A 26,556-nucleotide genomic window follows, 5' to 3' on the forward strand; every position below is an offset into this window, starting at 1 on the left:
CCTCACCGAAGGTCCCCTAGGGGCGCTGCAGGTGAGGCGGTTCCGCTTGGCGGCCACGGGCGGACCCGTGCCAGCTAGTGCTGTGGGATTACTCCCACTCGATGGTTCCCGGTGGCTTGGAGGTAACATCCAGTACCACGCGGTTGACCCCGTCCACCTCGTTGGTGATGCGGTTCGAGATCTTCGAGAGCAGGTCGTAGGGCAGGCGCGACCAGTCTGCGGTCATCGCATCCTCGGAGGAGACCGGGCGCAGCACGATCGGGTGGCCGTAGGTGCGGTGATCGCCCTGGACACCCACCGAGCGCACGTCGGCCAGCAGGACGACCGGCATCTGCCAGACTTCCTCGTCCAGGCCGGCCGCGGTCAGCTCGGCGCGGGCGATGGCGTCGGCCTTGCGCAATAGCGTCAGGCGTTCCTCATTGACCGAACCGATGATGCGGATCCCCAGTCCCGGGCCGGGGAACGGCTGGCGTCCCACGATTTCCTCGGGCAGGCCGAGCTCGCGGCCCACGGCGCGGACCTCGTCCTTGAACAGGGTGCGCAGCGGCTCGACAAGCTCGAAGTCCAGGTCCTCGGGCAGGCCGCCGACGTTGTGGTGGCTCTTGATGTTGGAGGCACCTTCGCCGCCGCCGGATTCGACGACGTCCGGGTACAGCGTGCCCTGGACGAGGAACTTGACCGGTTCGCCCTTGCCCGCTTCCTGCTTCAGGATCGCGATCTCCGCGGCCTCGAAGGCACGGATGAATTCGCGGCCGATGATCTTGCGCTTGGTCTCCGGGTCGGTGACCCCGTCCAGCGCGGTCAAGAAGCGTTCGCGTTCGTCGGCGATGTAGAGCTTCGCGCCGGTGGCGGCGACGAAGTCCTTCTCCACCTGTTCCGCTTCGCCTTCGCGCAGCAGACCGTGGTTGACGAACACGCAGGTGAGGTTGTCGCCGATGGCGCGCTGCACGAGGGCTGCGGCCACGGCCGAGTCAACGCCGCCGGACAGGCCGCAGATGGCCTTGCCGTCGCCGACCTGGGTGCGGATGTGCTCGATCTGCTCCTCGGCGATGTTGCCGGCGGTCCAGTCGGCCTTCAGTCCCGCACCGTTGTAGAGGAAGTTCTCCAGGATGTCCTGGCCGAACTCGCAGTGCTTGACCTCCGGGTGCCACTGCACGCCGTAGAGGCGCTTGGCCTCGTTGGCGAAGGCGGCGACCGGGGCGCCTGCCGTGGTGGCGAGCACCTCGAAGCCTGCAGGTGCCTCGGAGACGGAGTCGCCGTGGCTCATCCACACGTTCGGTGCCTTGTCGGCACCGGCGAGCAGCGAACGGGCATCGCCGTTGAAGGTGGTTTGGGTCGAACCGTATTCGCGCAGGCCGGTCTCCGCGACGGTGCCGCCCAAAGCGTTTGCCATGGCCTGGAAGCCATAGCAAATACCGAGGACCGGGATACCGGCTTCGAAGAGGTCTGCACCAACACTCGGCGCACCCTCGGCGTAAACGCTGGAGGGACCACCGGAGAGGATGATCGCTGCAGGGTTCTTGGCCAGGATGGCTTCGGTGGACAGGGTGTGCGGAACGATCTCCGAGTACACACGGGCCTCACGTACGCGGCGAGCGATGAGCTGCGCGTATTGGGCCCCGTAGTCGACGACCAGAACCGGCTTATGTTCTGGGGTGAGGGGAGCAGTAGTCACGAGCTCTAGTCTACGCGGTTCGCCGGGCGCGAAATAGCGCATGACGTGTCATCAGCGTCACCCGGAGCATGAGGCGGCGCGCACGCATCGGGCGCGGGAAGCAAAAATCCCCGCCACGGCGATGCGTGACGGGGATGCTGCGGATCAGCCTAGTAGCGTTTGGCGGCCTTGGGGTGGGCGGCCAGCTCGGCGTCCACCTCGGCGTGCACCGTGCGTTCGGTGAAGAAGGAGAGCAACGGGATCACCCCGCCCAGGGCGATGGTGATGAAGCGGCTAAATGGCCAGCGCATCAGCGACCAGAGGCGGAAGTCGGCGAACAGGTAGACCACGTACATCCAGCCGTGCACGATCAGGATGCCCAGCGAGATGTTCACTCCCCCGCTGATTTCGGCGCGGTTGAGCATCGAAATGGTGTTGGCGGTGCCGCCCAGCAATTCGCCGCCGACAAACAGCTCCAGCTGCCAGAAGTACTTGAAGATCATTTCCGCCACCAGCAGCAGCAGCATCACGCCGGTGGCGTAGGCGAACACCTTGTAGAAGATGGCGGCCGAGCGGATCTGGGCCGGGGTGCCGCCGAATTTGCGGGGGCGGGCGGCGGGAGTGGTGCTGGACATCTGCAAGGAGTCCTTTCCGAAGGTGGGAGGTGGGGGCTAGTTCTCTAGGTGCTTCTCGCGGGCGGCGGTCTGCGCGGCGGCTTCGGCGATCTCGTCCATGCCGCGCTGGTAATCATCGCGCACCAGCCGGTACCAGAGGAAGAAGGCGAAGCCTGCGAAGACGACCCATTCGATGCCGTAGAAGACGTTCAGCCAGTTGATCTGCGGCTCCTGGGGCTGCGGACCGACGTAGATCGCATCGATGCCCGGCTGGGCGGCCGGCTGGCCGTCGACGCTCAGTGCATGTGCGGTGACGAACCCGGAGTACAGGTTCTGGTCCCAGATGTTGGCCAGCTGCGCGGTGGACAGGGTGGCCAGCGCCGGGTTGCGCACATCATGGTTCAGCTCCGGGCCTTCCGGCGGCAGCAGGCGCCCGGTGATTTCCACCGAGCCCTCGGGAGCCGCGGACGGGGTGCCGGTTTCCGGCTGCCAGCCGCGGACCACGGCCATCGCCTCGCCATCCGGTGCGCCGTCCACGGCGAAGGCCGTTACCACCCAACTGCCGAGGCGGTCATCGTCCACGCGGCCCTCGACCAGCACGTCGGTGCCGGGAAGGAATTCGCCGGAGAAGGTGACGATCTGATCCGATTTGGTGCCTAGCATCTCCACGCCCGGGGTGTAGTGCTCGGTCAGCGGGACCGGAACCTCGGTTTCGTCGATCTTGACGGCCGGTTCGGTGGAGGAAGCCCCGAATTGCCAGCCCGAGAGGGCCACGAATCCGGTGGCCACGAGCAACGCACCGAGCAATGCGGCGATCCATTTGGGTTTCAGAGCGGTTTTCAGCACACTCTAACCGTACTTCGATTGCTTGTAGAAGTTCCACTGGGCACGGGGTGAGATTGGCCTAACCCGATAGCTTGCGCACTTCGGGAACCATCTTGCCTCCTCGTTCGTTGAGGGGCAGGTTAAACGCCGCAGTCCCGCCGCGCCAAAGATTCGGCGTGGCGGGACTGCGGTGCAAGGAGCTTAGAAGCGGTCCGACTCGTAGGGCGAGAGAACCACGTCGACGCGCTGGAATTCCTTGAGCGTCGAATAGCCGGTGGTGGCCATCGAGCGGCGCAGCGCACCGACCAGGTTGGAGGTGCCGTTGGTCTCGTGGGACGGGCCGAAGAGCACGTTCTCCAGGGTGCCGACGGTGCCGATCTGCGCGCGGTCGCCACGCGGGCTGGCCTCGTGCACGGCCTCCATGCCCCAGTGGAATCCGGCGCCGGGAGCCTCTTCGGCACGCGCCAGGGCGGTGCCGAGCATCACCGCGTCGGCGCCCATGGCGACCGCCTTGACGATGTCCCCGGAGTTGCCCAGGCCGCCGTCGGCGATCACGTGCACGTAGCGTCCGCCGGTCTCTTCGATGTAGTCGCGGCGGGCCGCTGCCACATCGGCGATGGCCGTGGCCATCGGGGCGTGGATGCCCAAGGTGCGCCGGGTGGTCGAGGAGGCGCCGCCGCCGAAGCCGACCAGCACGCCGGCCGCGCCGGTGCGCATCAGGTGCATGGCCGGGGTGTAGCCGGCCGCGCCGCCGACGATGACCGGGACGTCGAGCTCGTAGATGAACTGCTTAAGGTTCAGTGGTTCGGTGGTCTGCGAGACGTGCTCGGCAGAGACCGTGGTGCCGCGGATGACGAAGATGTCAACGCCGGCATCGAGCACGGTCTTGTAGTGCTCTTGGGTGCGCTGCGGGGTCAGCGAGCCTGCCACGACCACGCCGGCGTCGCGGATCTCGGAGAGCCGGGAGCTGATCAGCTCCGGCTGGATCGGCGCCGCGTAGAGCTCCTGGAGCTTCGCGGTGATCTTCGAATCGTTGCGGACCGACGCCTCGGACTTCAGCCCAGCGATTTCGGCGAGCACCGGTTCGGGGTTTTCGTAGCGCGTCCACAGCCCTTCGAGGTTCAGCACGCCCAAGCCGCCGAGCTTGCCCAACGCGATGGCGGTGGCCGGGGAGGTCACCGAATCCATCGGTGCGCCCAGGATAGGGGTGTTGAACTGGAAGGCGTCGATCTGCCAGGACACCGAAACGTCCTTGGGATCACGGGTGCGGCGATTCGGTACGATCGCTACGTCGTCCAGGGAATATGCCTTCGTGGCCCGCTTGCCACGGCCGATCTCAATCTCGTTACTCACCAGACAAGGTTACCAAGTTCCGCGCAGATTCCCGCTTTATCTCGCACGGCACGCCCCGCACCAATACAGGCACGGGGCGTGATTCCGGGAGAAAGCGGTGAGCAAGCTCACCGCTTTCCGCGCGCCGGGGCGGGCGGATTCCGGCTTAGCCGGCCGGATTCAGCGTGGCCAGGGTGCCCGCCAGGGCGGTGGCGGCGCGTTCCTCGGCCTGCGCGATGCGTTCCATCTGATCGGCCATGCGCCCGAAGAGCTCGCTGCGGGCTTCGGGATCCACGTCCGGATCGATCATTTCGCTCAGGTCGATCCAGTCGGCGCTGAGCTGCGCGTAATCCGCGGCGTGCTCTGCCAGCGGTTCCAAGCCGGGAAGTTCCGCGCATTCGTCGAGGAAGTCCGCGTAGAGCCCGCGCAGGCCGCCGAATCCACCGAAGCGGGTATCGGTCATGAAACCGTGCAGCTGGGCCAGCCCCGCGCTTAAGCGCTGCGGATCGGCGAAGATCTGCGTCCAGCCCTTCTTGGTGCTGGTGTCGCGCAGCCGTTCGGCCCAGGTGTGCATGCCGGCGATGCCGAAGCGGTTGGCAAAATGCACCGGGATCCCCTTCAGCTCGGCGGTGCCCAGCAGCCGGCCGTTGGTTTCGGTGATCGCCTCGAGCACATTGGCGGTGAGCGTTTCAAGCTTGGGCGAACGGCGCGAAGGGATCCACGCCTGCCAGTGCTTTTCCTTCTTGCGCTTGGCGCGGGCGGCGGCCAGGTCGCTCGGGCTGATCGGCATCAGCGAGCCCGATCCGTCGTCGACGAGCAGGTCATCCTCGTGTTCGCCGACGATGGCCAGGTCGATGGTTTCGGCCTCGTCGACCTCGCTGGATTCGATCCAGGGCAGGGCGCCGACGGCCACGCGCACGACTACCGCGCGTCCGGCGTCCAGCGCGTGGTCCAGATATTCGGCGGCGCGCTGCGCCGAACCGGTGGTGCGTTCGTTGACCTTCGCCCCGCTGCGGGTGAGCAGGTTCTGCGTGTACGGCTCGGGATGTGCGCGGGTCACGATGGTCGCGGTGGTCACCTCTTCGTACTCGAAGGTGAAGACCATGAAGCCGATGCCTCCGGCCAGACCGGCCAGCAGGGCCTCGCTCATCGGTTCTCCGGTGGCGGGATTGGTCACTCCGGCCTGGGTGAACACCCGATGCCAGAGGCCCGCGTCGTACTGCACAACGTCGGTCGGAGCCGGGTATTCGGGAAGCTCCTCCTCCGGTGAGGTGGCCGGTGGTGGCGCAGGGGCCGGCTTGGGCTTCTTGCCGGTTTTCTCTGCCGCCCTGGCATCCCGTGCTTCCTTGGCGTAGTTACGGGCGGCAGCGGCGCGCACGGCTTTGGGGCCTTCGGGCTTGTCGGTCAGGATGTTCTTGCGCGCGGTCGTATAGCTCTCCCCGGTACGTTCCATGCGTTCGCGGGCGAGCTTCTTCAGATTCGCGGGTTGTGCCAAGATAATGTCCTTCGTTCACGGATACGCGCAGGCGGGTAGCTCCCGCGCACCGGTGGGTGCCGCCGTGCCTTCATTCTACGTGGGCGCGGCTCCCGCTTTCATCCCCTCGACGCGCGGAGCTTGGCGTTCCGCTTTGGCTCCCGCGGTGGCGTGCCCCGCGCGGTGGGCGGAGTTCTCCCGCTCACCAGTGGCTAGTCCCAATACGTATTACGCCGCGGCTGCTGCTCCGGATCAACATGCTTCGGCAAAATCACATGCGGCAACCCATCCACCAATACCACCTGGATCCGCCCCGCATCGGCATCCATATGCGCACCACGGCACAAAGCCCCCAAATTGCCCAGCTTCGTCTCCCCGCCCTTCCACCACGGATCAATATGGTGGAACTCCACCTTCTCCGGCGGCTCCGTGCACCCGGGCACAATGCACCCGCGATCGCGGGCCAGCACCGCCCGCTTGAGCTTCTCCGGCACGATGCGTTGGGCTCGGCCATAATCAAGCAGTTCGCTCTTCGAATTGAACACCGCCGGTATGATCTCGGCCTCGCACAAGAGCCGTCTCAGCTCGCCGGGCGGCAGATGCACCCCGTGCGCGGTCCGCGCATCCCCGGCAGCCAGATCCTGCAGGTTCTCCAACTTCAGATGCACGATCACCTCCGGCCGGATCCGCGACCCTCCACCAGCAGTGGTGGTGGTGAGGATGTCCAGCAGCGCGTTCAGCGCCCGCTCGGGCACGGTCGCGATGGTTTCGGTCTCTTCGGGGTCCCAGCGTGCTTCGTTGCCCACGCCTTCGGGAAGGAAATCCGGGAAGCCCGGACCCGATGCGGCTTTGGTGCCGGCTTCCGGTGAAGGGGCTTCACGATCTGCAGCGCTTTGAGTGTCAGCGACAACGGCTTCCGGTACCGCCGGTTCGAGAATGCTCGGATCCACGGCCGACGCAGCGTCTACAGCCTTGTCGGTGCCGTTTTGTTCGCTGCTGGTCGGGTCGATGGCCTCGGATGCTTCTGCTTCGTCGTGGGACGGTGCAGGGTCACCCGGGTTCGTGCGCACCGCCTGCCCCACCCGGGTGCGCGGATTATTGGCCTGCGCGATCAACGAATCGAGCACCTCGCCCTCCAGCGTGCTCACCCGCAAGAGGAACTCCCGGCTCAGCGCATTGCGCACCGGCAACGCATACAACCCGCGCCGCACCGACGCTTTGGTCGCGGTACCCGGCGTGGTGGCGGCGCTGCTGATCAGCTTCGTCACGTGCTTCTCGGCTTCCTTCACGCTCTGCGCCCCGCGCAGCACCTCGGCGGCGTGTTCCTCCATCGCCCGCCCGTCAGTGTGCAGCAGTGTCGGTTCGGTGCCGGTGCCTTCGAAGGTCAGGTCCTTCGGTTCGCGTTTGGCCAGCTTGCGGCTGGTCTCCTGCACGAGGGACGGATGCAGCACCGGGTTTCTGGTGGGGTCCGGGGCGGTGAACAGCGCACCGAGGTGGGTGAAGCGCGGCGGGACCGACTGGCCTGCCGGGTTCCGGCGGCCAATGAGGTCGCTCGCGTCCTGGACGAGCGTGGCCGCTTCGCTATAGGGCAGGTGCAGCCAAGACGCGAGCAGCGCGGCGGGGTCCAGGAAGCTGGCCCGCCCGGCGCAGCGGCGCGCTTCCCGGGTGGTGTCGGCGCCGGCGGTGCGCAGCGCGTCGAGTTCCTCGGGGTGGAGGGTGTGGGCGTTGGTGGCCGCGAGGCGGTCCGCGGCGGTCACGCGCATGCGGGCGGCTTCATCGGCCAGCGCCTGTCCGGCGGTGGCCAGTTCCAGGGCGAGGCGTGGGTCCTCGGTGCCGGCCAGGTGTTCGCGCAGGGTGCTGAGCAGCTGTGTGGTGTGGGTGAACAGGGCCCGCAGGCTAGTGCCTGTGAGGTTCGGGGCGCTCGCGGCTGGGCCGGTGAGCTCGGTGAGCTCCCGGTCCAGCTGGCTGAGGGTGTCCCCGAGGGCGGTGGTGTTCATGGGTTCGAGTATGCGCCCGGACAAACGGAGGTGAGCGTGCGGAGCGCGGACTGTGGATAAGCTTCCGCGCGGGGGAAACTAGGTGCTATGCGGGCCGGTCCCCCGGCTTGCTTGCGAGCATCAGCAGCGGGACCAACTGCCGGGAGGTGATCGCCGCGCTCAGGTTTGCCATGGCCGCCGGGCCGTCCTCGCGCAGGACCAGCGGGGTGGCCAGCGGGTCGGTTCCCGCCGCCAGCGCCCCGCGCATCTGCTCCAGCACTTCGAGCACCTCCACGGTGCGCTCGACCTGCCCGGTGACCGCAAACCCGGCATCGGCCAGCGCGCCGGCGTAGTCCGCGGCGGATTCCACGAAGGAGGCCTCGGCCCGCTCGGCCCACGGCATCGGGTAGGACAGGTTGTTGGTGCCCATCAGGTCGTAGATGCCGAATACCGCCCCGGGGCGCAGCAGCCGCCAGACCTCCGCGAAGACCGAAGGCTTGTCGGCCAGGTTCATGCCCACGTGCATCAGCACCGCCGCGTCGAAGCTGGCGTCGGCCAACCCGGTGTCGTGCCCCGGGCGCTGCAGCATGGTGATGGATCGATCCAGCGCGCAGTTCGCGTCCAGCTCCCGGGCGAGGTCCACAAATTCGGCGGTGATGTCCACCCCGGTGACCAGGGCGCCGCGCATGGCGAAGCAGCGCGCCGGCCCGCCCAGGCCGGCGCCCACGTCGAGCACCCGGGTTCCCGCGCCGAGTTCGAGGGAATTCGCCACGAAGCTGGTCGCCTGCAGCCCGCCGGTGTGGAAATGGTCCGCCTCGCGCAGCTCCGCCGGCTTGAAGGCCTGCGGATCCACTCCCGCGCTGCGCAGCGCGGCGAAGACCCGATCGCGCAGGGTGCCGCTGGTGTACCGGTCGAAGGATGGCTCGATGCTGTTCATCACTTGCTCCTTGGCAGCCGCGAGAGACGTGCAGGTCCCCGAGCTCGCGCGGGGTGCGCCTCTCCTGTGCTCTTTAGTTTAAACCCTGCGGCCCCTTCGGGAACATGGCAAAGCGCCCCGGTCCTTCCGCTGGGGGAAGGTCCGGGGCGCTGGGCCTGGCTGCTTTAGCGTGAACGGTAGTTCGGCGCCTCGACGGTCATCATGATGTCGTGCGGGTGCGATTCCTTCAGCCCGGCCGAGGTAATGCGCACGAACTTGCCGCGGGCCTTCAGCTCGGGGATGGTGCGCCCGCCGACGTAGAACATCGTCTGGCGCAGGCCGCCGGCGAGCTGGTGGACCACCGCGGAGAGCGGGCCGCGGTAGGGAACCTGGCCCTCGATGCCCTCGGGGATCAGCTTCTCGTTCGACGGTGCGTCGGCCTGGAAGTAGCGGTCCTTGGAGTAGGAGGTGTTCTTGCCGCGGGTTTCCATCGCGCCCATGGAACCCATGCCGCGGTAGGCCTTGAACTGCTTGCCGCCCATGAAGACCAGATCGCCCGGGGATTCGGCGGTGCCGGCCAGCAGCGAGCCGAGCATCACCGAGTCGGCGCCGGCGACCAGCGCCTTGCCGATGTCCCCGGAGTGCTGCAGGCCGCCGTCGGCGATCAGCGGCACGCCGGCCGGGATGGCGGCCTTGGCCGCCTCGTAGATGGCGGTGACCTGGGGCACGCCCACGCCGGCGACGATGCGGGTGGTGCAGATCGAGCCCGGGCCCACGCCCACCTTGATGGCGTCGGCGCCCGCGTCGATCAGCGCCTGGGCGCCCTCGCGGGTGGCGGCCTGGCCGCCGATGACGTCCACATGCGCGGCGGCCGGATCCTTCTTCAGCCGCGCGATCATGTCCAGCACGCCCTGCGAGTGGCCGTTGGCGGTGTCCACCACCAGCGCGTCCACGCCGGCCTCGATCAGCGTCATCGCCCGCTCGTAGCCTTCGCCGAAGAAGCCCACGGCGGCGGCGACGCGCAGCCGGCCGTCCTCGTCCTTGGTGGCCAGCGGGTACTGCTCGGCCTTGTCGAAGTCCTTGACGGTGATCAGCCCGGTGAGCACGCCGGAGTCGTCGACCAGCGGGAGCTTCTCGATGCGGTTCTTGGAAAGCAGCTCGATCACGGTATCCCGGGCGACGCCTTCCTTGGCGGTGACCAGCGGCATGCCGGTCATCACCTCGTAGACCTTGGTGGTCATGTAGTTCTCGCGCGGCACGAAGCGGGTGTCGCGGTTGGTGATGATGCCCAGCAGCTTGCGGTTCTCATCGATCACCGGCAGGCCCGAGACGCGGTACTGGGCGCAGAGGTCGTCCCATTCGGCCAGGGTGGCGCCGGGGTGCACGGTGACCGGGTCGGTGATCATGCCCGACTCGCTGCGCTTGACCTGGTCCACCTGCTTGGCCTGGTTCTCGATGGACAGGTTGCGGTGGATCACGCCGATGCCGCCCTGGCGAGCCAACGCGATTGCCATGGAAGCCTCGGTTACGGTGTCCATCGCCGCCGAGCTGATCGGGGTCTGGATGTTGATGCGCTTGGTGAAGCGGGTGGTGGTGTCCGCGTCGGAGGGGATCACATCCGTGGGGCCAGGCAACAACAAGACGTCGTCGTAGGTGAGTCCTTCAAAGGCAAAGGGGTTGAACTCAGTCACGTAAGAACCTTTCGGAGCGAAAGCGGAGGTTGCTTAAATGGTAGATCCCTTTTGGGGTGCTGACGATTCCCGTTGGTGATCTGTGTCTAAGCTAACGTCACAGGGCCGGTTTTTTATTCCTTGTTCCAGCCGGTGGCCCGCGTGAAGGAGGCGGCGAAGCGATCGGCGGCGCTGGTCACAAAAGTCTTGGACAAATGCGAATCATCCAGGTACACCAGCACGTTGCCGATCACCGCCTTGCAAGTGCCCTCCGGGCAGAGCATCTCGGTCAGATCCAGCGAGACCACCCGGGAGCCGTAATCGTGGGTCTGGAGGAACCGGTCCACCGGGTTCACCTCAGCCAGCTTGTCGGTGGCCGGGGCGTCGCAGGCCTCGGGAGCGGCCCGGTTGCGGTCCACGCATTCGGGGATGGAATATTCATAGCGCGGGGTGTCGCGCATCGCGATCACCTGGCTGCCGGCCTGCACGAAGGGCTCGATGGCGCCGGCGTAGTCATCGGCCATGACCTCCTGGGCTCCGGCGCTGCGCCCGGCGTCGTCGGTCCAGGTTGCGGTGCGGGTGGCCACGGTGAGCACCATTTCCGGGGCCAGCGCCTCCACGTAGTCGCGGGCCGCGGGCAGGAAGGCGGCGCATTCGGGGTCATCCAGGTTATCCGTGGAGCCGTAGCGGCAGCCGGGCTGGTAGATCATCACCCAGCTGCCGCCGGCCTCTTCGACGGTGCGCGCGGCGGCCTCGGACCAGTGCTGCATGTGGGAGTCGCCGAGCAGCACCAGATCGGGCTTGGCTGCCGGATCCCCGCCCTGGTTGCAGAACAGGATCGCCGGGTCCTTTGGGGTGTGTGCACCGCTGCAGTTCTCACCCGGGGTCTGCCATTCGGTGTCCAGTTCGGTGCGCAGCGGCAGGGTGAGCGCGGCCGGGGACGGGTCCCAGGTGTCGGTGGCCATCGCCCCGGGGTTCTCCTCCGGGGCTTGGGCGGCGGCCTGCGCGCGGCGCTTTTCGACGTTTGATTCCCAGGCGGCGATCGGCACGGAGGCCACCGAGAGGGCCACCACGATCACCAGCGCCTGGCTGACCAATTGCGGTTTGCCCAGGAAGCGCAGCACCGGCAGGGCGCCGGCGCGCTGCACGGCCAGCAGCGGTTTTTCCACCCAGCGGGTGCTCGCCGCCGACAGCGCGATGGAGCCGAGAATCAGCAGCGCCCCGGCCAGCGGCGAGGCGTGGTCCACCGGGGCCAGGTGCAGGTAGAAGACCAGCAGCGGCCAGTGCCACAGGTACATGCCGTAGGACAGTTCGCCGAGCTTCACCAGCGCCGCGTTGCCCAGCCAGCCGGCGGGGTTCACCCGGCGTGCGGTGCCCGGGGCGATGACCAGCAGGGCGGCGCCCAGGGTGGGCACCAGCGCGAGGAAGCCGGGGAATTGGCCCTGCACGTCGAGCAGCGCGCCGCAGCTAATGATGATCACCAGACCGGCCCAGCCGCCGATCCGGCGCAGCGCCTCGGGCAGCCGGGAGAGCGCTGGCAGGCCCAGGGCCAGCAGCGAGCCGAGCGCGAACTCCCACAGCCGGGTGCCGGTGTGGAAGTAGGCCAGCTGCTGATTGGCCGCGGTGAGGTAGATGGAGTAGCCCAGCGAGGCGGCGAAGATGGCGGCGAACATGATGGCCGCGATCTTCGCGAAGCTGTGCCGGGAGAAGCAGCGCCGCCAGATCAGCGCGGCGCCGATGAGCAGCAGCGGCCAGAGCAGGAAGATCTGGCCTTGGACCGAAAGCGACCAGAAGTGCTGCAGCGGGGAGGCGGCGGAGGTGTTGAAGGCGTAGTAGTCCACCTCGGCGGTGGCCAGCGTCCAGTTCTGGATGAAGAACAGGGAGGAGAAGGCTTCCTGGATGAGCGCCAGCCAGCGGGTTCCGGGCAGCACCAGCCAGGCGGTGAGCGCGGTGGCGATGATGATCAGCGCCGCCTGCGGCAGCAACCGGGAGAATCGGTGCAGCCAGTGGCCGAGCACCGAGGGCTTGTCCCCGCCCTGGAGCTTGCGCGCCAGCGAGCCGGTGAGGAAGAAGGCCGAGAGCATCAGGAAGATGTCCACGCCGCCGGAGACCCGTTGGAACCAGATGTGGTAGCACATCACCAGCAGCACGGCGAGCGCGCGCAGGCCCTGCAGATCGGCACGGAATTCCGTGCGCGGCACGGTGCTCCGTGGGCTGGGGATCGCTGGTGACACGCGGTGCCGCTTTCCTCGTCGATTGGTGGGCAATTGTCCAAGATGGCAGTGATCGGCACCGGACAACCAAAGATTCTACCAAGGGCAGCTTGCTTTGCGCATAACGCGAGCTGTGCGAGCGCACCAGAGCCGGATAAGACTATCGGGCTCACCGGGATGACGTGCGGAATTTACCCCTCGGGCCCGGGCGAACTGATTCTGTCACAGTGGGCGCGCCCGGCCCGCGGTGATGAAGCGCTGAGCGGCCGGCTCCGCACCCGGACGATATTGACTAGACTCATGATTGATTCTGTTCACCTTTGCTCCAGGAGATTTCCCGATGCCACCGACTCCCCCGCCACCAGGGCGGCGTGAACGCAACAAGCAGGCAAAGCTTGAACGGATCATCGCCGCGGCCAGCGAGCTATTTGCCGCCCGCGGCGTTGATGAGGTCACTACCCAGCAGATCGCCGATGCGGCGGACATCGGCACCGGCACGCTCTTCCTCTATGCCAGGACGAAGGGCGAGCTGCTGCTGCTCGTGCAGAACCACCACTACGCGAACTCCCTGGAGCAGGGCATCGAGGCGGCCGCCTCCACCTCCAATGCACTCGACGCGATCATGGCGTTGCTGCTGCCCGTGATCGAGTGCAACCGGGTGCAGGTCGAGAACGGGCGCACCTACCTGCGCGAAATGCTCTTCGGCGATCCAACCGAACCGCATCACGGCGAAGCGCTGCAGATCGTGGGTCGGACCGAGCAGGCCATCGCCGACATCCTGATCGAGCATCGGAGCCTGGACGCCGCAAGAGCGGCCACACTGGCGCGAGTCATCTCCTCGGTCCAGTTCGTGGCCATGGCTTCGGCAATCGACCCGGAGATCTCCAGTGCGCAGCTCGCCGAGGGCGTGCGCGCCCAGCTCGACGCTGTCCTTCCGGAGTAGCCGGCGGGCAATGGCGGAACGGGATTATGAGCGCGATTCCCCGCCCCGCTACGGCACGGTGATGACCACCTTTCCGCGCAGGCCGCCTTCGACTAAGGCACCAAGGGCTTCGGGGGCTCGAGCAAAGCCAAAGGTCTTGCCGACGACCGGTTTGATGGCACCGGTGTCCACCAGCTCGGCGATGCGGCGCAGCTGGCTTCCGCTGGGCGCCATGAAGAGAAACTCGTATTTCACGCCCAGGCTCTTGGCTTGCCTGCGTATTTTTGAGCTGAGCGCACGGGTCACCAGCCCCATGACGGGATTCAAGCCGTTCTCTGCGGCAAATTCCGGGGTGGGCGGACCGGTAATTCCAATGGCCTTGCCGCCGGCGCGAAGAATCGTCAACGACTTGGCGAGATTCTCGCCACCCAGGCTGTCCAGCACCAGGTCGAAATCGGACAATTCCGCTGCGAAGTCTTCGGTCCGGTAATCAATCACCTGGTCGGCTCCGAGGGCACGCAGGAACTCGGCATTCTTAGCGGAGGCAGTGGTGACCACGTGGGCTCCGAGGTGCTTGGCCAGCTGAATGGCGATGGTGCCCACGCCGCCGGCGCCGGCATGGATGAGGACCTTGTGCCCCGGCTGCAGGTTCCCCCGCTCGACCAGCGCCTGCCAGGCGGTGAGGGCCACCAGGGGAAGCGATGCGGCCAGCGCCTCATCGATCGACTTCGGCGCCGGCGCAACATCTGCCTCGTCGACTGCGACGCGTTGGGCAAAGCCTCCGATCCGGTGATCGCGCGGCCGGGCATAGACCCGGTCTCCGCGGGCAAAGCCCTGGACGCTCGCCCCGACGCCAATGACGGTGCCGGCCACATCGTGGCCAAGGACCAGCGGCAGCTTGTAGGGCAGGAACGCCTTGAGCTGACCGGTGCGGATCTTCTCATCTAGCTGGTTTGCGCCGGCCGCCGCGATGCCGATGAGCACATCATGCTCCCCCACCCCGGGTTCCGGGACCTCGGCTTCCCGCAGGACGCCCTTGTATTTCTCGATAATGAATGCGCGCATGCGTGATCTCCTGATGCAAGATGGTTGGCCATCGCCAAATAACTGATTCAAATCAATTATGAGCGCGCTCATTTACCCTGTCAATGATGACGCTTATCACCTGAAGACAGCAAAAAGCCGCCGCCTCCCCCGCAAGACTGACGTCTCTTGGGGGAAGCGGCGGCTTCTCGGTGCTGCTAGTGGGCGTGAGCCTCTTCCTCGGGAGCCTTCTCGGCAACCAAGGTTTCGGTGGTCAGCACCAGGGCAGCGATCGAGGCTGCGTTGAGCAGCGCCGAACGGGTGACCTTGACCGGGTCGATGACCCCTGCGTTCAGCAGGTTCTCGTAGACGCCGGTCTTGGCGTTGAAGCCCTCGTTCGGGCCGGTTTCGGCCACCTTCGAGGCTACTACCGCGCCGTCGAAGCCGGCGTTGGTAGCGATCCAGAACAGCGGCTGAACCAGGGCGCGGCGCACAATGCCCACGCCGGCTGCCAGATCGCCGGTCGCCGAGGCGACACGTGCGTCTTCGTCCAGTGCCGAGAGCGCGTCAACCAGTGCGGTACCGCCACCGGCGACAATGCCCTCTTCAAGCGCCGCACGGGTGGAGGACACGGCGTCCTCGATGCGATGCTTGCGTTCCTTGAGCTCAACCTCGGTGGAGGCGCCAACCTTGATGACACCGATGCCGCCGGAGAGCTTGGCCAGGCGTTCGGCCAGCTTCTCGCGGTCCCATTCGGAGTCGGTGCGGGCGTGCTCTGCACGCAGCTGGGCTACGCGCTCTGCGACATCTTCCTCGGTTCCGGCGCCATCAACGATGGTGGTCGAATCCTTGGTGATGGTCACACGGCGGGCGGAACCGAGAACCTCGGTGCCGACCTGGTCCAGCTGCAGGCCGAGCTCGGCCGAGACAACCTGGGCGCCGGTGAGGATCGCCAGATCCTGCATCATGGCCTTGCGGCGGTCGCCGAAGCCCGGAGCCTTGACGGCTACCACGTTCAGCAGGCCGCGCAGCTTATTGACCACCAGCGTGGACAGGGCTTCGCCCTCGACGTCCTCGGCGATGATCAGCAGTGGCTTCTTGGTCTCCAGCACCTTTTCCAGCAGCGGCAGGAATTCTGCCACGGTGGAGATCTTGCCCGGGTTGATCAGCACGACGGCGTCTTCCAGGACAACTTCCTGGCGTTCCTGGTCGGTGATGAACTGCGGGGACAGGTAGCCCTTGTCGAACTGCATGCCCTCGGTGAGGACCAGTTCGGTGGCGGTGGTCGAGGACTCTTCGATGGTGATGACACCGTCGGTGCCCACGGTCTTGAAGGCCTCGGCCAGCAGTGCGCCGATTTCCTCATCCTGTGCCGAGATGGCTGCCACGTTGGCGACCTTGTCTTCGACCGCCACGGCGTTGGCCTTCAGGCGTTCGGCGACAATCTCCACCGCCAGTTCGATGCCCTTGCGGATATCGCCCGGTGCGGCGCCGGCCGCTACGTTCTTCAGACCTTCCTTGACCAGTGCCTGTGCCAGCACGGTCGCGGTGGTGGTGCCGTCGCCGGCCACATCGTTGGTCTTGGTAGCGACTTCCTTGGCCAGCTGCGCGCCAAGGTTCTCGTATGGGTCTTCCAGATCGATCTCACGCGCAATGGTGACACCGTCGTTGGTGATGGTCGGGGCGCCCCAGCTCTTGGCGAGCACCACGTTGCGGCCGCGTGGGCCGAGGGTGACCTTCACCGTGTTTGCGAGCTTATCGATGCCCGCTTCGAGGGCGCGTCGCGCTTCCTCGTTGAATGCTAGCTGCTTAGCCATGCATTAACTCCTGAAATAGCATCGGTCGCAGTTCGGCCCCGAACCCCGTCAAACGCGTTCGCGTTAAAGGAGTTGGGACCGGAGAGCTGCGAGGTTGGCGTTACTTTACGACGACAGCCAGGACGTCGCGAGCCGAGAGCACCAGGTACTCTTCGTTGCCGACCTTGACCTCGGTTCCGCCGTACTTCGAGTACAGCACCACGTCGCCTTCGGCAACGTCCAGTGGAATGCGGTTGCCGTTGTCGTCAACGCGGCCTAGGCCTACTGCAACAACGGTGCCTTCCTGTGGCTTTTCCTTGGCGGAGTCAGGGATGACCAGACCGGAAGCGGTGGTGGTTACGGCCTCGACCTGCTTGATGACGATGCGGTCTTCGAGTGGCTTGATGGAGACAGACATGGTCTCTCCTTTTCGTGTATGAACCAATGAATGTAGGGTTTCGCCCTATGGCATTGGACCAACCGTCGTCGCGGTGCCAGTTGGTGTGATCCAGTCAGGCGGTGTGTCATTTCAAAAGGGACAAACGTCTCTTTCAAGTTGACACCCACAGATGACTTTAGGCCGTGGATTAGCACTCGGTCAAGGTGAGTGCTAACGATTGACCGAGTTCGTCACACTGGTTCGCCCAGAGCGCACTGCGGCCGACTCCTCAATGTCCTGTGGAGCGGAGAGATCCATCTCGGAAAGCTTGACCACCTTGGACTTGGTGACCATCCGGTGCACCAGCCACAGCCCCAGGAACAGCGGCAGCCCGATGTACGCCGAAAGCACTTCGAGTCCATGCCCGGCCATCACCGCCTGGTAGTTCTGCCCGACAATCACGGCGATCAGCATCACGAAGGCCACGATGGGCCCCAGCGGGAACAGCGGCGCGAGATAGGGCAGGTCCTTCACGCTGTAGCCCTGCGCCAGATAGCCGCGGCGGAAGCGGTAGTGCGAGATGGCGATTCCCACCCAGACGATGAACCCGCACAGCCCGGAGACATTCAGCAGCCAGGTGTAGGCGGCGCCCTGGCCCACCAACGCGGTCAGGAAGCCGAACAGGCCCACCGCCGAGGTGGCCAGCAAGGCCATGATCGGCACCCCGCGGGAGTTGGTGCGCCCGAAGACCTTGGGCGCCTTGCCGTCGTGGGCCATGGAGTAGAGCATGCGGGTCGAGGCGTAGAGCCCCGAATTCCCCGCGGAGAGGATCGCGGTGAGGATGACCGCGTTCATTGCGGCGGCGGCGAAGGCGATGCCGGCGCGTTCGAAGACCAGGGTGAACGGCGAGGAAGCCACATCGGCTTCGCCGCTGGCCAGCAGGCTGGGATCGGCAAAGGGAATCAGGCAGCCAATGACGAAGATGGCGCCGATGTAGAAGAGCATGATGCGCCAGAACACCCGGCGGATGGCCTTGGGCACCTCGCGGCGCGGATCCTTGGCCTCGCCGGCGGCCACACCCACCAGCTCGGTGCCCTGGAAGGAGAACCCGGCGATCATGAACACCGAGACTATGGACAGCCAGCCGCCGTGGAAGACGTCCTTGCCTTCGCGCCAATTGGCCAGCGGATCGGTCTGCGCGCCGAGCACCCCGAAGATCATCAGGATGCCGGCGGCCAGGAAGGCAACGACGGTGACCACCTTGATCATGGCCAGCCAGAATTCGCCTTCGCCGAAGGCCTTGGACGACAGGGCGTTCAGCGCGGTGAGCGCCACCAGGAAGGCCCCGGCCCAGATCCAGCCCGGTACGTCGGGAAGCCAGAAGCTCATGACGATGCCGGCGGCGACCAGTTCGGCCGCGACGGTGATGGCCCAGTTGAACCAGTAGTTCCAGCCGATGGCAAAGCCGAAGGAAGGCGAGACGAAGCGGGTGGCGAAGGTCTGGAAGGAACCGGCCACCGGGATCTTGGCGGTCATCTCCCCCAGCGACTGCATCAGCAGGTAGACCATGAGGCCTACCGCGGCATAGGCCAGCAGTGCGCCGCCCGGGCCTGCTTGGGCGATGGTGCCGCCGGAGGCCACGAACAGCCCGGTGCCAATGGAACCGCCAATGGCGATCATCTGCAGGTGGCGGCTGCTCAGCCCGCGCTTGAGCTGGTGCTGGGCCGGATCTGTTCCCGTTGCTGGATTCTCCGCCGCGGTGCCACGATGCACCGCTGCGGGTTGACTCGTGCTCTGCCTAAGTTTGTTCACAGGTGACATACAACACGAGAAGGCGGGGTTGATGCGACGTGCGCCACAGCAGGGACGGGACCAGCGAGCACCTCCCCCGCTCACCATGGCGGCGCCTTCGAGCCTGCAGCCCCATGCCGCTTCACTTCACAGGCTGGAGAAGACTAAAGCATGGCCGTTGGTACGGCGGTCGAGATGGAAGGTGCCCCATCCAAGAAACATGCTTTGCTTGGCCTTCGCCTATTCGAGAGTTAGCAATACTTGCTCTGACGATCGGCCACCTACGCAGTCTTTTGCACAGTGGCGCCTGCAAAAGCCTCGAACTGGAGCTCCTCCCGCTGCATTTCGTGGGGCTTGATAGCTCGGAACCAGTCCCATGAATATGACGCGCATTTGTCACATTGTGTCCGCAGTACGTCCCCCGAAGCCTCGAAACCCCGAACGCCGGGAAGGATGCCGGATGACGATAGGCTTGTTCCATGGCCCAGGCTTCAAATGATTCAACACTCAACGACCAATTCGCAGCTCTCCTCTCCCCCGAGGGGTGGGCTCTGCTGGCGACCGTCGATCCGTCCATGGCGGCAACCAAGGACGCAGCATGGTCGTTGAACGAAAAACTGCGCAAGGAAGGGCATGACGCCCAGGTGGTGCGTGCGGTGATCTCCCAAGCCGAACTGCGCTTCCGCGGCCGGGTCAAGTTCGGCCCCTTTGCCGACACCCTCATCTTCACCCCCGCAGGGCTTGAACAAGCCACTCGCCTGACCATCGCCGGGCTGCATGCCCGCCGATTCGTCAAGGCTGGCAGCACCCACGTGGCCGACCTGGGCTGCGGCATCGGTGCCGACTCGATCGCCCTGGCCAGCGCCGGATTGCAGGTCACTGCCGTGGAACAGGATGAAACCACCGCCGCGGCTACCACCTTGAACTTGATGCCCTTCGAAAATGCCCGCGTTGTGCACGGCAGCGCCGAAACCGCGGACCTCACCGGCATCGATGGCGTATGGCTGGACCCGGCCCGACGCACCGACGCAACCGGCAGTACCCGCCGACTCTTCGACCCGGAGGCATTCTCCCCTCCCCTGTCCTTCGTGGAGAAGCTCGTGGACTCCGGACTGGACGTCGGAGTGAAGCTCGGCCCGGGCCTGCCGCATGAAGCGATTCCGGCCGGTGCCGAGGCGGTGTGGATATCCGATCATGGTTCGGTGATCGAAGCCGGGTTGTGGTTCGGCAAGCTGAAACGCCCGGAGGTGGCGCGTGCGGCCCTGGTCATCGACAAGACCGGCGCTCACGAACTGACCAGCGAGCTCACCGTGGAGCAGGATCCTCTGGCTCCGGTGGGCGAACTCGAAGCACACCTCTACGAACCCGACGGTGCGGTGATTCGTTCGCACCTGATTTCCACACTGCTCGACTCCACCGGCGGACACCTGCTGGATGAGCACATCGCGTATTTCACGCACACCGAGCAGTTGCAGACCCCATTCGCCCGCGGGTTCAAGGTGCTGGAGGTCCACGACTATAACGTGAAGAAGCTGAAGTCCTGGGTGAAGGTCAATGGCATTGGCAGCTTGGATATCAAAAAACGCGGAGTTGATGTGCTGCCCGAGGAGCTGCGCCGCATCCTGCTGGCTGGTGCCCCGAAGTCGGCGAAGAAGCATGCAACGCTCATTCTTGCCCGAATCGGCCAGAATCGTGTGGCCGTCGAAGTAGAACCGCACTAATCTATAGTGATGCACGTCCCACCGGATGAATGTCTTGGCCGGGGTGGCGCAAAACCTACAATAAGCATGGAAGGCCCTCGAATAAATCGATGGTTTAACCGTCTAGTTTTATTCGGCTCCGGAGCCTTCCGTCCGAGACGTCAGCAAAAGGAGCGCCGTGCAGAAAATCGAGTTCGCCAACTCATCCCAGTCCACCATTGGTGTTGAATGGGAAATCGCCTTGGTCAATCGCGAAAGCGCGGACTTGTGCTCGGTGGCCGAAAAAATCCTTGATCAGCTCAAGGAGGATGCCGGACTTGGCCACGAGGATGAACACCCGACGGTGAAACCCGAACTGCTGATGAACACCGTTGAGGTGGTCACCGGGGTGCACAACACCGTTGCAGACGCGGCCGAAGAGCTACGCACCAATGTGCGCATGCTCAACGAGGTGGCTGCGAAGCACGGGGTGGATTTGTATTCCGCGGGTTCCCACCCCTTCGCCGCGCCGATCTCGCAGCCGGTCACCGATAAGGATCGCTACGCCAAGCTGATTGACCGCACCCAGTGGTGGGGACGCCAGATGGTGATCTACGGGGTGCACGTGCACGTTGGGCTGGACAGCCGCGATAAGGCCCTGCCGATCACCGACGGACTGATCAACTACCAGCCGCATTTCCAGGCACTCAGCGCCTCCAGCCCCTACTGGGGCGGAGAGGACACCGGGTACGCTTCGCAGCGTTCGCTGATGTTCCAGCAGCTGCCGGCCGCCGGGATCCCCTTCCACTTCAATTCGTGGTCCGAATACGAATCCCACGTGGCAGACATGCTGCATACCGGCGTCATCGATGACGTCTCCGAAATCCGCTGGGACGTCCGCCCGGTGCCGCGATTCGGCACCGTGGAAATGCGCATCTGCGACGGGCTGAGCTCCCTGGATGACATTGCCGCCATCACCGCGCTGACCCAGTGCCTGGTGCACGATATGTCCCTGGCGATCGAGGCCGGATACAAGGTCCCGGTCATGCCGGCCTGGTTCCGGGTGGAGAACAAATGGCGCGCCGCCCGCTACGGTCTGGATGCCATCATCATTCTCAACGCCCAGGGCGACGAGATGTTGGTGACCGACCACCTGCGCGCCGAAGTGAAGCGTTTGGCGCCGGTGGCTGAGCAGCTGGGCTGCGCCGATGAACTGCAGGGAATTATCCGTTTGATTGAGCGCGGCGCCGAATATCAATTGCAGCGCAATACCTTTGCGGCATCCGGTGGCGATTTCAAGGCAGTGGTGCAGGAGAACGTGGCCCGTATGAAGGCTGTGTAGCGACCGCAAGATACGTCTGTTACCTTCACCGCACTGCACAACAGCGACACTCAATGCGACTCGATTTACCCATCATTTCCCGCGCCAATATTTATATGGTCCGTGGGAGGATTTCTCGTAGCCTCCTGTACGTGCGCTTTGACAAGTTGCGTCATGAGTGCACCATAATTCATACGAATATCGGAAGTCACCCACACTTTTGTCCATACAGTCAGACTTCCAGACCATGCATTCCTCTCTTGGACCGATTTCCTGGACCCCGAATTGTTTTCGTCGTCCGATCGAACCGTCATATTTCCAATCGAGTGCGGTTTCGGATCAGGAAAGTCGCCACCGATGGCGGCTAAGAGATTTGCTCGAAGTTGGGCTTTACACGTTGACTCCGCGAGGTTGATAAAAATCAGCAAAAAGCCTCCTATCAGCAAACCCCACCCGATCTGTAGGTCTTGACTGTCAGAATGGTTCACGGCTGAGTCTTGCAGTTCAGGATCATTTGTATGATCGAGAGTGTTGGCGCCGGACGATTCGTCGATCTTTTCGCCCACCTTAGGATTACCTTGCTGAGATGAGGCTTCCGTGTCGGGTCTCGATGCATCTTTGGTTGCATCTGAAGAAGACACCACCGCGAACATGCCCAGAATAATCAAAGTTGCAGCGAACGTATACAGCAAAGCAGTCGAGAACCTGCCCTTGTCAATAAGAAAACGAATATTCTTCTGATTGTGCCCGGCACCGACAACTGCCTTAAGTAAAGTTCTGCTTGCTTTCAATTCCGGGTTCGATTCTTCCTGAGCACGAACCCAAATCTTATCGAGGAGTTCCGATTCCTGATGAAGTAGTTCGTATTGTCGTCGGTCTCGGTCACGCGAAAATCGTTCAGTCAATGACGTAGCAACCACCGTGATCACAGAAGAACCGAGAACAGCCACCACAATCGCAGTAAAATCCATATGGACGCAGTAACTTACCTGAGATCAATCTGCAGTTTGAGTTGACGGGTTTGTTGCCACTCGTCGCAATAAACCTGCGAGTTAGCTTCCGAGAATACTGACGGCAACCGAGCAAAGCCCAACGCGCAAGTGTCGGTAAGACCGACGAGATCGATTCCACCGCCGCTGCGATGAGCATCCTGCACCAGGACGTTACATCTTTGCTGCAACCCCGAGCTGACGGGGCACGTTCGGCACTGAATGTACTGCTGACTGCCAGACAGCGCATTGATTCGCAGCGCATTATGAACCGCAACGCGTTGAACGTTTTGGTTCGTGAAATCGACCTTGGCATCGACGCGCGGAAGACCTTGAATGACCGGCAGGACACCGAGATCAGCCGCTGGCGCCAACACCCTACCGACCTCGTGGAACAACGATATGCCAGGGAAGAAGCTGACCGACTTGCCATTGCGGAGAAGGAGGCTGACCGGCAGCTAAAGGAGAACAAGAAGGAGCTGTCTTCCATGGGTGAAGAACTTGCTCCTTGCCTTCAATCCCAGCCTGGTTTTGGTCCTGTGACTGTCGGGGCGATCATTGTTGCGTACTCGCACCATGGGCGTATCCACTCCGAGTCGGCGTTCGCCGCTATGGCTGGGACCACGCCGATTCAGGCTTCCTCCGGGAACACTGTGCGGCATCGTCTGTACTGTTATGGCGACCGGCGGTTGAATCAGGCGCTGGATGCGATTGCGAAGGTGCGAATGCGCTCTCATTAGGCGACCAAAGCCTACGTTGAGAAACGGACCCCGACGGGGTCAAGCTATCGGGAAGCCAAGCGGTTCCTCAATCGCTTTATTGCTCGGAATGTTTTCCGTCAGTTGCTGGTGCTGATGGCTTGACAGAACACATAAAAGGGTCAGTGTTCACGATGTACCGAGATTTCACACCAGGTCGCCGGACTAGCGGTACCAACTAACGCTATTCAGCAAAATATGATCAAATATGAATTATTCGTATGAGCGTGACCCACATTAAATTCTAAAATGAGGTTAAATATTAATGCAACTTACAAAAGAACTGCTCCACGAAATATATGATGGATGGGCTGAAGAGTTTAGAGAGCGAATGCCGGAAGCTCGATATGTATTCCCACATGTCAATGACGAAGACGGGGTCTATGAAATTCACTCATATATTGTTCTCGATGGAAATTATAACAACATCTCTCCTCAATACGAAGACGGGGTGGATACAATTGCTCTCCGAGCCATCGGTCTCTCTCAGGAAATACTCAAACTCATGGAAGGTGAAGATTTAAGGTTCGAAACGTCTACCGGTCAGGAAATAGTAGGGACGAGTGAGGCTTACAAAGCGGTGTGGGGATAGACGGAGGTCCACAACAGGATTGAGCGAGTCAACTGCGTCGGTTCTTCTGAACCTCACCAATTTGAGTGCCATCGGTGTCGCCCACGAAATCGCCGAACCACAGTCACTGGTGGAGCCCAACGAGACCTGAGCTGGCTGCCCACCTGCGGGGGTTAATCTCCACATGCATCCATACCCGTCTCGTGTACCTGGCTATAGGCCTCCTTCGCAGAGAGTATTGGCCTTCGGCTTTTACTACTGCTCCGCCCGGGGTAAGAGCGCTCTCGCGAATTCCGCATGTTAGATCATCTGGTTGTGTCCCCGAAAAGTAGTCCAGTGACTTTGTCAGTAGTCGTGTCCGACATTGGACTCAGGAGAAATCACAGAAACAATGGCGCACAGACACACCAGACCAGTCCAGCGTTAAAGTCCGTCAAGGAAACAGATGCTAAACGCAGGCCACCTAGTACCGCTGGCTCAACCAATATGAATCGAAAGAAAAACGCCGAAGCCAGCAAACACACCAAAGAGCTGGAAAAGGAAACGCCCACCTGAAAAAGCTGCTGGCCGATCAGATGCTCGCCAATGCCGCCCTGACCGATGTGGCTAAGGGAAAATTCTAAGCCCCGAACCAAGCCGCCGTGCCGCACGGATGGCGATGGATCAATTCGCTGGCATCCGAACGCTTCGCTTGCCAAGTCCTGAGCCAGAACCGGTCTGCACTGCGCAAGAAGAAACCACCGATGGGCTTTGATGAAGCGTAGCTTCGAGTAGACCTAAGCGCCGTCGCATCTTTGCATCCGAGGTGCGGCTGTCGTAAGGCCAGTTGGCACCTGCTGACCACCGAACGATGGAAAGACACAATCTTGAACAGCAAGCGTATTCGACAGCTGTGGCGCGAGCAAGGTCTGGTCTGCCAAGTCTAGACGTCGAAAGAAGCGCCGCACCGGTCCTAGATCCGGGGAGCAGAAGCGTTTGACCGCCGAGCATCCTATGCACGTGCTTAGCTTCGGATTTCAGCCAGATGCGACCTCTTGCGGCTGTCATATCTGATTCTTTAACGGCATTGATGAGTACACGAGGACCGCGCTGTCGATCATTGCCCGCCGGCCTTTCAAGGCTAAGGACGTGGTGGCAGTCTTAGAAGTCATCATTGCCGAAACCGGGACCAACCGGCGTTCTTGCGGTGCGATAACGGGCCTGAATTCACGGCCGGCGCGCTGGTGGATTGGTGCAACACTGTCGGGGTGCGCACTGCCTTTAAAGATCCAGATTCGCCCTGGCAGAGCGGTTTTTTAGTCGTTTAACGCTCAGTTCCGGCGAGAGCTGCTCTCCGGAGAAGTCATGGACACCATGGTGGAGGAAAAGTATTTGGCTGACGAGTGGAAAGACATTTGCGCTCAGGAACGTCCCCATGGTTCCTAGAATGGAATGACACGGTCCCGGTTTTGGGTTGAATGGGTTCTAGAGGACCAGTTAGCTATCGAATGGTTGCTGGACTGCTCAACGGGATCCAATCACAACAATGGCTGAATTGAACCTACTTGTAGGGCAGCTGGGATAGTGGGCTTGGGCAAAGACTACCCAGCCTGTCGGCACAGCGAAGCGGAATTACATCCACGTTTCTGGTGCAGGCCACTCCTCAATGAGTAAATCGACCATGGTTGAGCTTCTGACGTCGATGGACGATTCGTCAAATACAAACTGATAGTCGTTCACTAGTAACGCATTGAGGCGTAATGCACTGTGTTTGGACAGTTCTTTACGTTTCGATTCCCATGGATCATTGCCTAACGCTGGATTTAGGTTCGCGGTGACAAGTGTCAGGTTTCCGATGCGGTGAATGTGATTTTTCCGATTTTCTTCATCTTCAGGAGTGGCCGGCGCCGGGAGAGGCCAAGTGTTTTTCCAAGATTGTGGGATGACGTGTTCTATCGACAGCTTGGAAGGAAGCGTAAGTTTCTCTGTCTTGGACGAAAAAAGCCGAGATTCTACCGCTTTAAGAAGCATCCTCACTCGCGGTTGAGGCACCGATTTGTATAAATCCCTCGTGAGCAGGTGACCACGGAACGCTTCATCGGATGGCCACCAGCCGCTGGGCGTATCTTCGTCGAATGACTTAAGATAAGTAATAATTGAACTGACGGGGTCGGGCGCTCCATCCATCGTTTTAAGCAGTTCAAGCATGATTCTGTTGTAGTTCTTATTGGTAAGTCTCAACGTCATTCTGCGTACTAGCCAGGATTCAAGCACAGTCAGTGCTGTTTCGAGGCGATCCCTAGAAATTCGATTTTCCGCCACACCACGCCACAGCCGCAGTGCCACAGGGTAAATAACGCCGATGTCCAACACCTCCCGTCGGGCGAAGAACAGTTGTTCCCTCGTTCCATCTTCCAAGGAATGGAAGCTCCGGTAAATCCCAGCATCTGCGACTAGTGCGTCGGTAAATTCCTTAACGCTGTCGGGCGTAACCGCGAAGGAATTGAACAGCCTACTAAATTCGACGAAAAGCCCGGTAGCAGAAATTTCCGAATTGGTCTTTTCAGTGAGCCAATGCATGAGAAATAGTTCAACCCGGGGCCTTAGATACCTGCCTTGCTTGGTATTTTCACGCCACCAGGTGTCTCCGAACGTAGCTTGCCACACTTCACGG

At 63.0% G+C, this 26,556-nt stretch carries 19 protein-coding genes and 2 pseudogenes; 6 read left to right on the plus strand and 15 right to left on the minus strand.

Going from position 1 to position 26,556, the window contains the following annotated elements:
- Nucleotides 1-88 precede the first annotated feature (88 nt).
- The 9 genes from guaA to ACT3UQ_RS15430 form a co-directional block, all read right to left on the minus strand.
- Nucleotides 89-1,675, minus strand: coding sequence for a glutamine-hydrolyzing GMP synthase (gene guaA, locus ACT3UQ_RS15390; protein ID WP_105553345.1), 1,587 nt, complete (start codon nucleotides 1,673-1,675; stop codon nucleotides 89-91).
- Nucleotides 1,676-1,824: 149 nt separating this feature from the next.
- Entirely contained in the window at nucleotides 1,825-2,289 is a 465-nt protein-coding gene (locus ACT3UQ_RS15395; RefSeq protein ID WP_096283031.1) for a DUF3817 domain-containing protein, read from the minus strand.
- A gap of 36 nt (nucleotides 2,290-2,325) precedes the next feature.
- The gene (locus ACT3UQ_RS15400) at nucleotides 2,326-3,114 is read right to left on the minus strand and encodes an SURF1 family protein (protein WP_444637463.1); all 789 of its coding nucleotides are present in this window, start codon (nucleotides 3,112-3,114) and stop codon (nucleotides 2,326-2,328) included.
- A gap of 180 nt (nucleotides 3,115-3,294) precedes the next feature.
- Nucleotides 3,295-4,446 carry a GuaB3 family IMP dehydrogenase-related protein gene (locus ACT3UQ_RS15405; protein WP_105553087.1) on the minus strand — a complete coding sequence of 384 codons (1,152 nt, stop codon included), beginning with the start codon at nucleotides 4,444-4,446 and terminating at the stop codon, nucleotides 3,295-3,297.
- A 145-nt stretch (nucleotides 4,447-4,591) separates the two neighbouring features.
- Entirely contained in the window at nucleotides 4,592-5,920 is a 1,329-nt protein-coding gene (locus ACT3UQ_RS15410; protein WP_444637464.1) for a DUF4872 domain-containing protein, read from the minus strand.
- A gap of 191 nt (nucleotides 5,921-6,111) precedes the next feature.
- Nucleotides 6,112-7,083: a DUF222 domain-containing protein gene (locus ACT3UQ_RS15415; RefSeq protein ID WP_444637474.1), complete on the minus strand. Its 972-nt coding sequence runs from the start codon at nucleotides 7,081-7,083 to the stop codon at nucleotides 6,112-6,114.
- 898 nt (nucleotides 7,084-7,981) lie between these two features.
- Entirely contained in the window at nucleotides 7,982-8,812 is an 831-nt protein-coding gene (locus ACT3UQ_RS15420) for a class I SAM-dependent methyltransferase (RefSeq protein WP_444637465.1), read from the minus strand.
- Between the two features lie 164 nt (nucleotides 8,813-8,976).
- Nucleotides 8,977-10,482, minus strand: a complete 1,506-nt coding sequence (gene guaB, locus ACT3UQ_RS15425; protein WP_096283025.1) for an IMP dehydrogenase — start codon at nucleotides 10,480-10,482, stop codon at nucleotides 8,977-8,979.
- A 113-nt stretch (nucleotides 10,483-10,595) separates the two neighbouring features.
- A complete protein-coding gene (locus tag ACT3UQ_RS15430) occupies nucleotides 10,596-12,695 on the minus strand; it encodes an acyltransferase family protein (RefSeq protein WP_444637466.1) in 2,100 nt (699 codons plus the stop codon).
- Nucleotides 12,696-13,014: 319 nt separating this feature from the next.
- On the opposite strand from ACT3UQ_RS15430, the gene ACT3UQ_RS15435 reads away from it, so the two are divergent.
- Complete coding sequence (locus tag ACT3UQ_RS15435; RefSeq protein ID WP_444637467.1) at nucleotides 13,015-13,617, plus strand: TetR/AcrR family transcriptional regulator; 603 nt, start codon at nucleotides 13,015-13,017, stop codon at nucleotides 13,615-13,617.
- 48 nt (nucleotides 13,618-13,665) lie between these two features.
- On the opposite strand, the gene ACT3UQ_RS15440 is transcribed toward ACT3UQ_RS15435, so the two are convergent.
- From ACT3UQ_RS15440 to ACT3UQ_RS15455, 4 genes are all read right to left on the minus strand, one after another.
- Nucleotides 13,666-14,661, minus strand: a complete 996-nt coding sequence (locus ACT3UQ_RS15440) for an NADP-dependent oxidoreductase (protein ID WP_444637468.1) — start codon at nucleotides 14,659-14,661, stop codon at nucleotides 13,666-13,668.
- Nucleotides 14,662-14,837: 176 nt separating this feature from the next.
- Nucleotides 14,838-16,436 carry a chaperonin GroEL gene (gene groL / locus ACT3UQ_RS15445; protein ID WP_096283021.1) on the minus strand — a complete coding sequence of 533 codons (1,599 nt, stop codon included), beginning with the start codon at nucleotides 16,434-16,436 and terminating at the stop codon, nucleotides 14,838-14,840.
- 100 nt (nucleotides 16,437-16,536) lie between these two features.
- Nucleotides 16,537-16,833 (minus strand): co-chaperone GroES, encoded by a 297-nt coding sequence (groES, locus tag ACT3UQ_RS15450; RefSeq protein WP_096283020.1) that lies wholly within the window; start codon nucleotides 16,831-16,833, stop codon nucleotides 16,537-16,539.
- 192 nt (nucleotides 16,834-17,025) lie between these two features.
- Nucleotides 17,026-18,567 carry an amino acid permease gene (locus ACT3UQ_RS15455; protein ID WP_444637475.1) on the minus strand — a complete coding sequence of 514 codons (1,542 nt, stop codon included), beginning with the start codon at nucleotides 18,565-18,567 and terminating at the stop codon, nucleotides 17,026-17,028.
- A gap of 497 nt (nucleotides 18,568-19,064) precedes the next feature.
- On the opposite strand from ACT3UQ_RS15455, the gene ACT3UQ_RS15460 reads away from it, so the two are divergent.
- Nucleotides 19,065-20,306 (plus strand): class I SAM-dependent methyltransferase, encoded by a 1,242-nt coding sequence (locus tag ACT3UQ_RS15460; RefSeq protein ID WP_444637469.1) that lies wholly within the window; start codon nucleotides 19,065-19,067, stop codon nucleotides 20,304-20,306.
- Between the two features lie 157 nt (nucleotides 20,307-20,463).
- A complete protein-coding gene (locus ACT3UQ_RS15465) occupies nucleotides 20,464-21,606 on the plus strand; it encodes a glutamate--cysteine ligase (protein WP_444637470.1) in 1,143 nt (380 codons plus the stop codon).
- A gap of 65 nt (nucleotides 21,607-21,671) precedes the next feature.
- Here ACT3UQ_RS15465 and ACT3UQ_RS15470 read toward each other — a convergent pair whose 3' ends face one another.
- Nucleotides 21,672-22,556 (minus strand): hypothetical protein, encoded by an 885-nt coding sequence (locus tag ACT3UQ_RS15470; RefSeq protein WP_444637471.1) that lies wholly within the window; start codon nucleotides 22,554-22,556, stop codon nucleotides 21,672-21,674.
- A gap of 101 nt (nucleotides 22,557-22,657) precedes the next feature.
- Between ACT3UQ_RS15470 and ACT3UQ_RS15475 the strand changes: the two are divergent.
- The 3 genes and pseudogenes from ACT3UQ_RS15475 to ACT3UQ_RS15485 form a co-directional block, all read left to right on the plus strand.
- Nucleotides 22,658-23,437: pseudogene (locus ACT3UQ_RS15475) on the plus strand (transposase); the annotation flags it as partial.
- A 160-nt stretch (nucleotides 23,438-23,597) separates the two neighbouring features.
- The gene (locus ACT3UQ_RS15480) at nucleotides 23,598-23,924 is read left to right on the plus strand and encodes a hypothetical protein (RefSeq protein ID WP_444637472.1); all 327 of its coding nucleotides are present in this window, start codon (nucleotides 23,598-23,600) and stop codon (nucleotides 23,922-23,924) included.
- 374 nt (nucleotides 23,925-24,298) lie between these two features.
- A pseudogene (locus ACT3UQ_RS15485) lies at nucleotides 24,299-25,436 on the plus strand (IS3 family transposase); the annotation flags it as partial.
- Nucleotides 25,437-25,514: 78 nt separating this feature from the next.
- Here the strand turns inward: ACT3UQ_RS15485 and ACT3UQ_RS15490 are convergent.
- A partial coding sequence (locus ACT3UQ_RS15490; RefSeq protein ID WP_444637473.1) for an HNH endonuclease family protein occupies nucleotides 25,515-26,556 on the minus strand: 1,042 nt, incomplete at its 5' end.

It is taken from the genome of Glutamicibacter sp. AOP12-B1-11, assembly GCF_052379245.1.
Taxonomy (GTDB): domain Bacteria; phylum Actinomycetota; class Actinomycetes; order Actinomycetales; family Micrococcaceae; genus Glutamicibacter.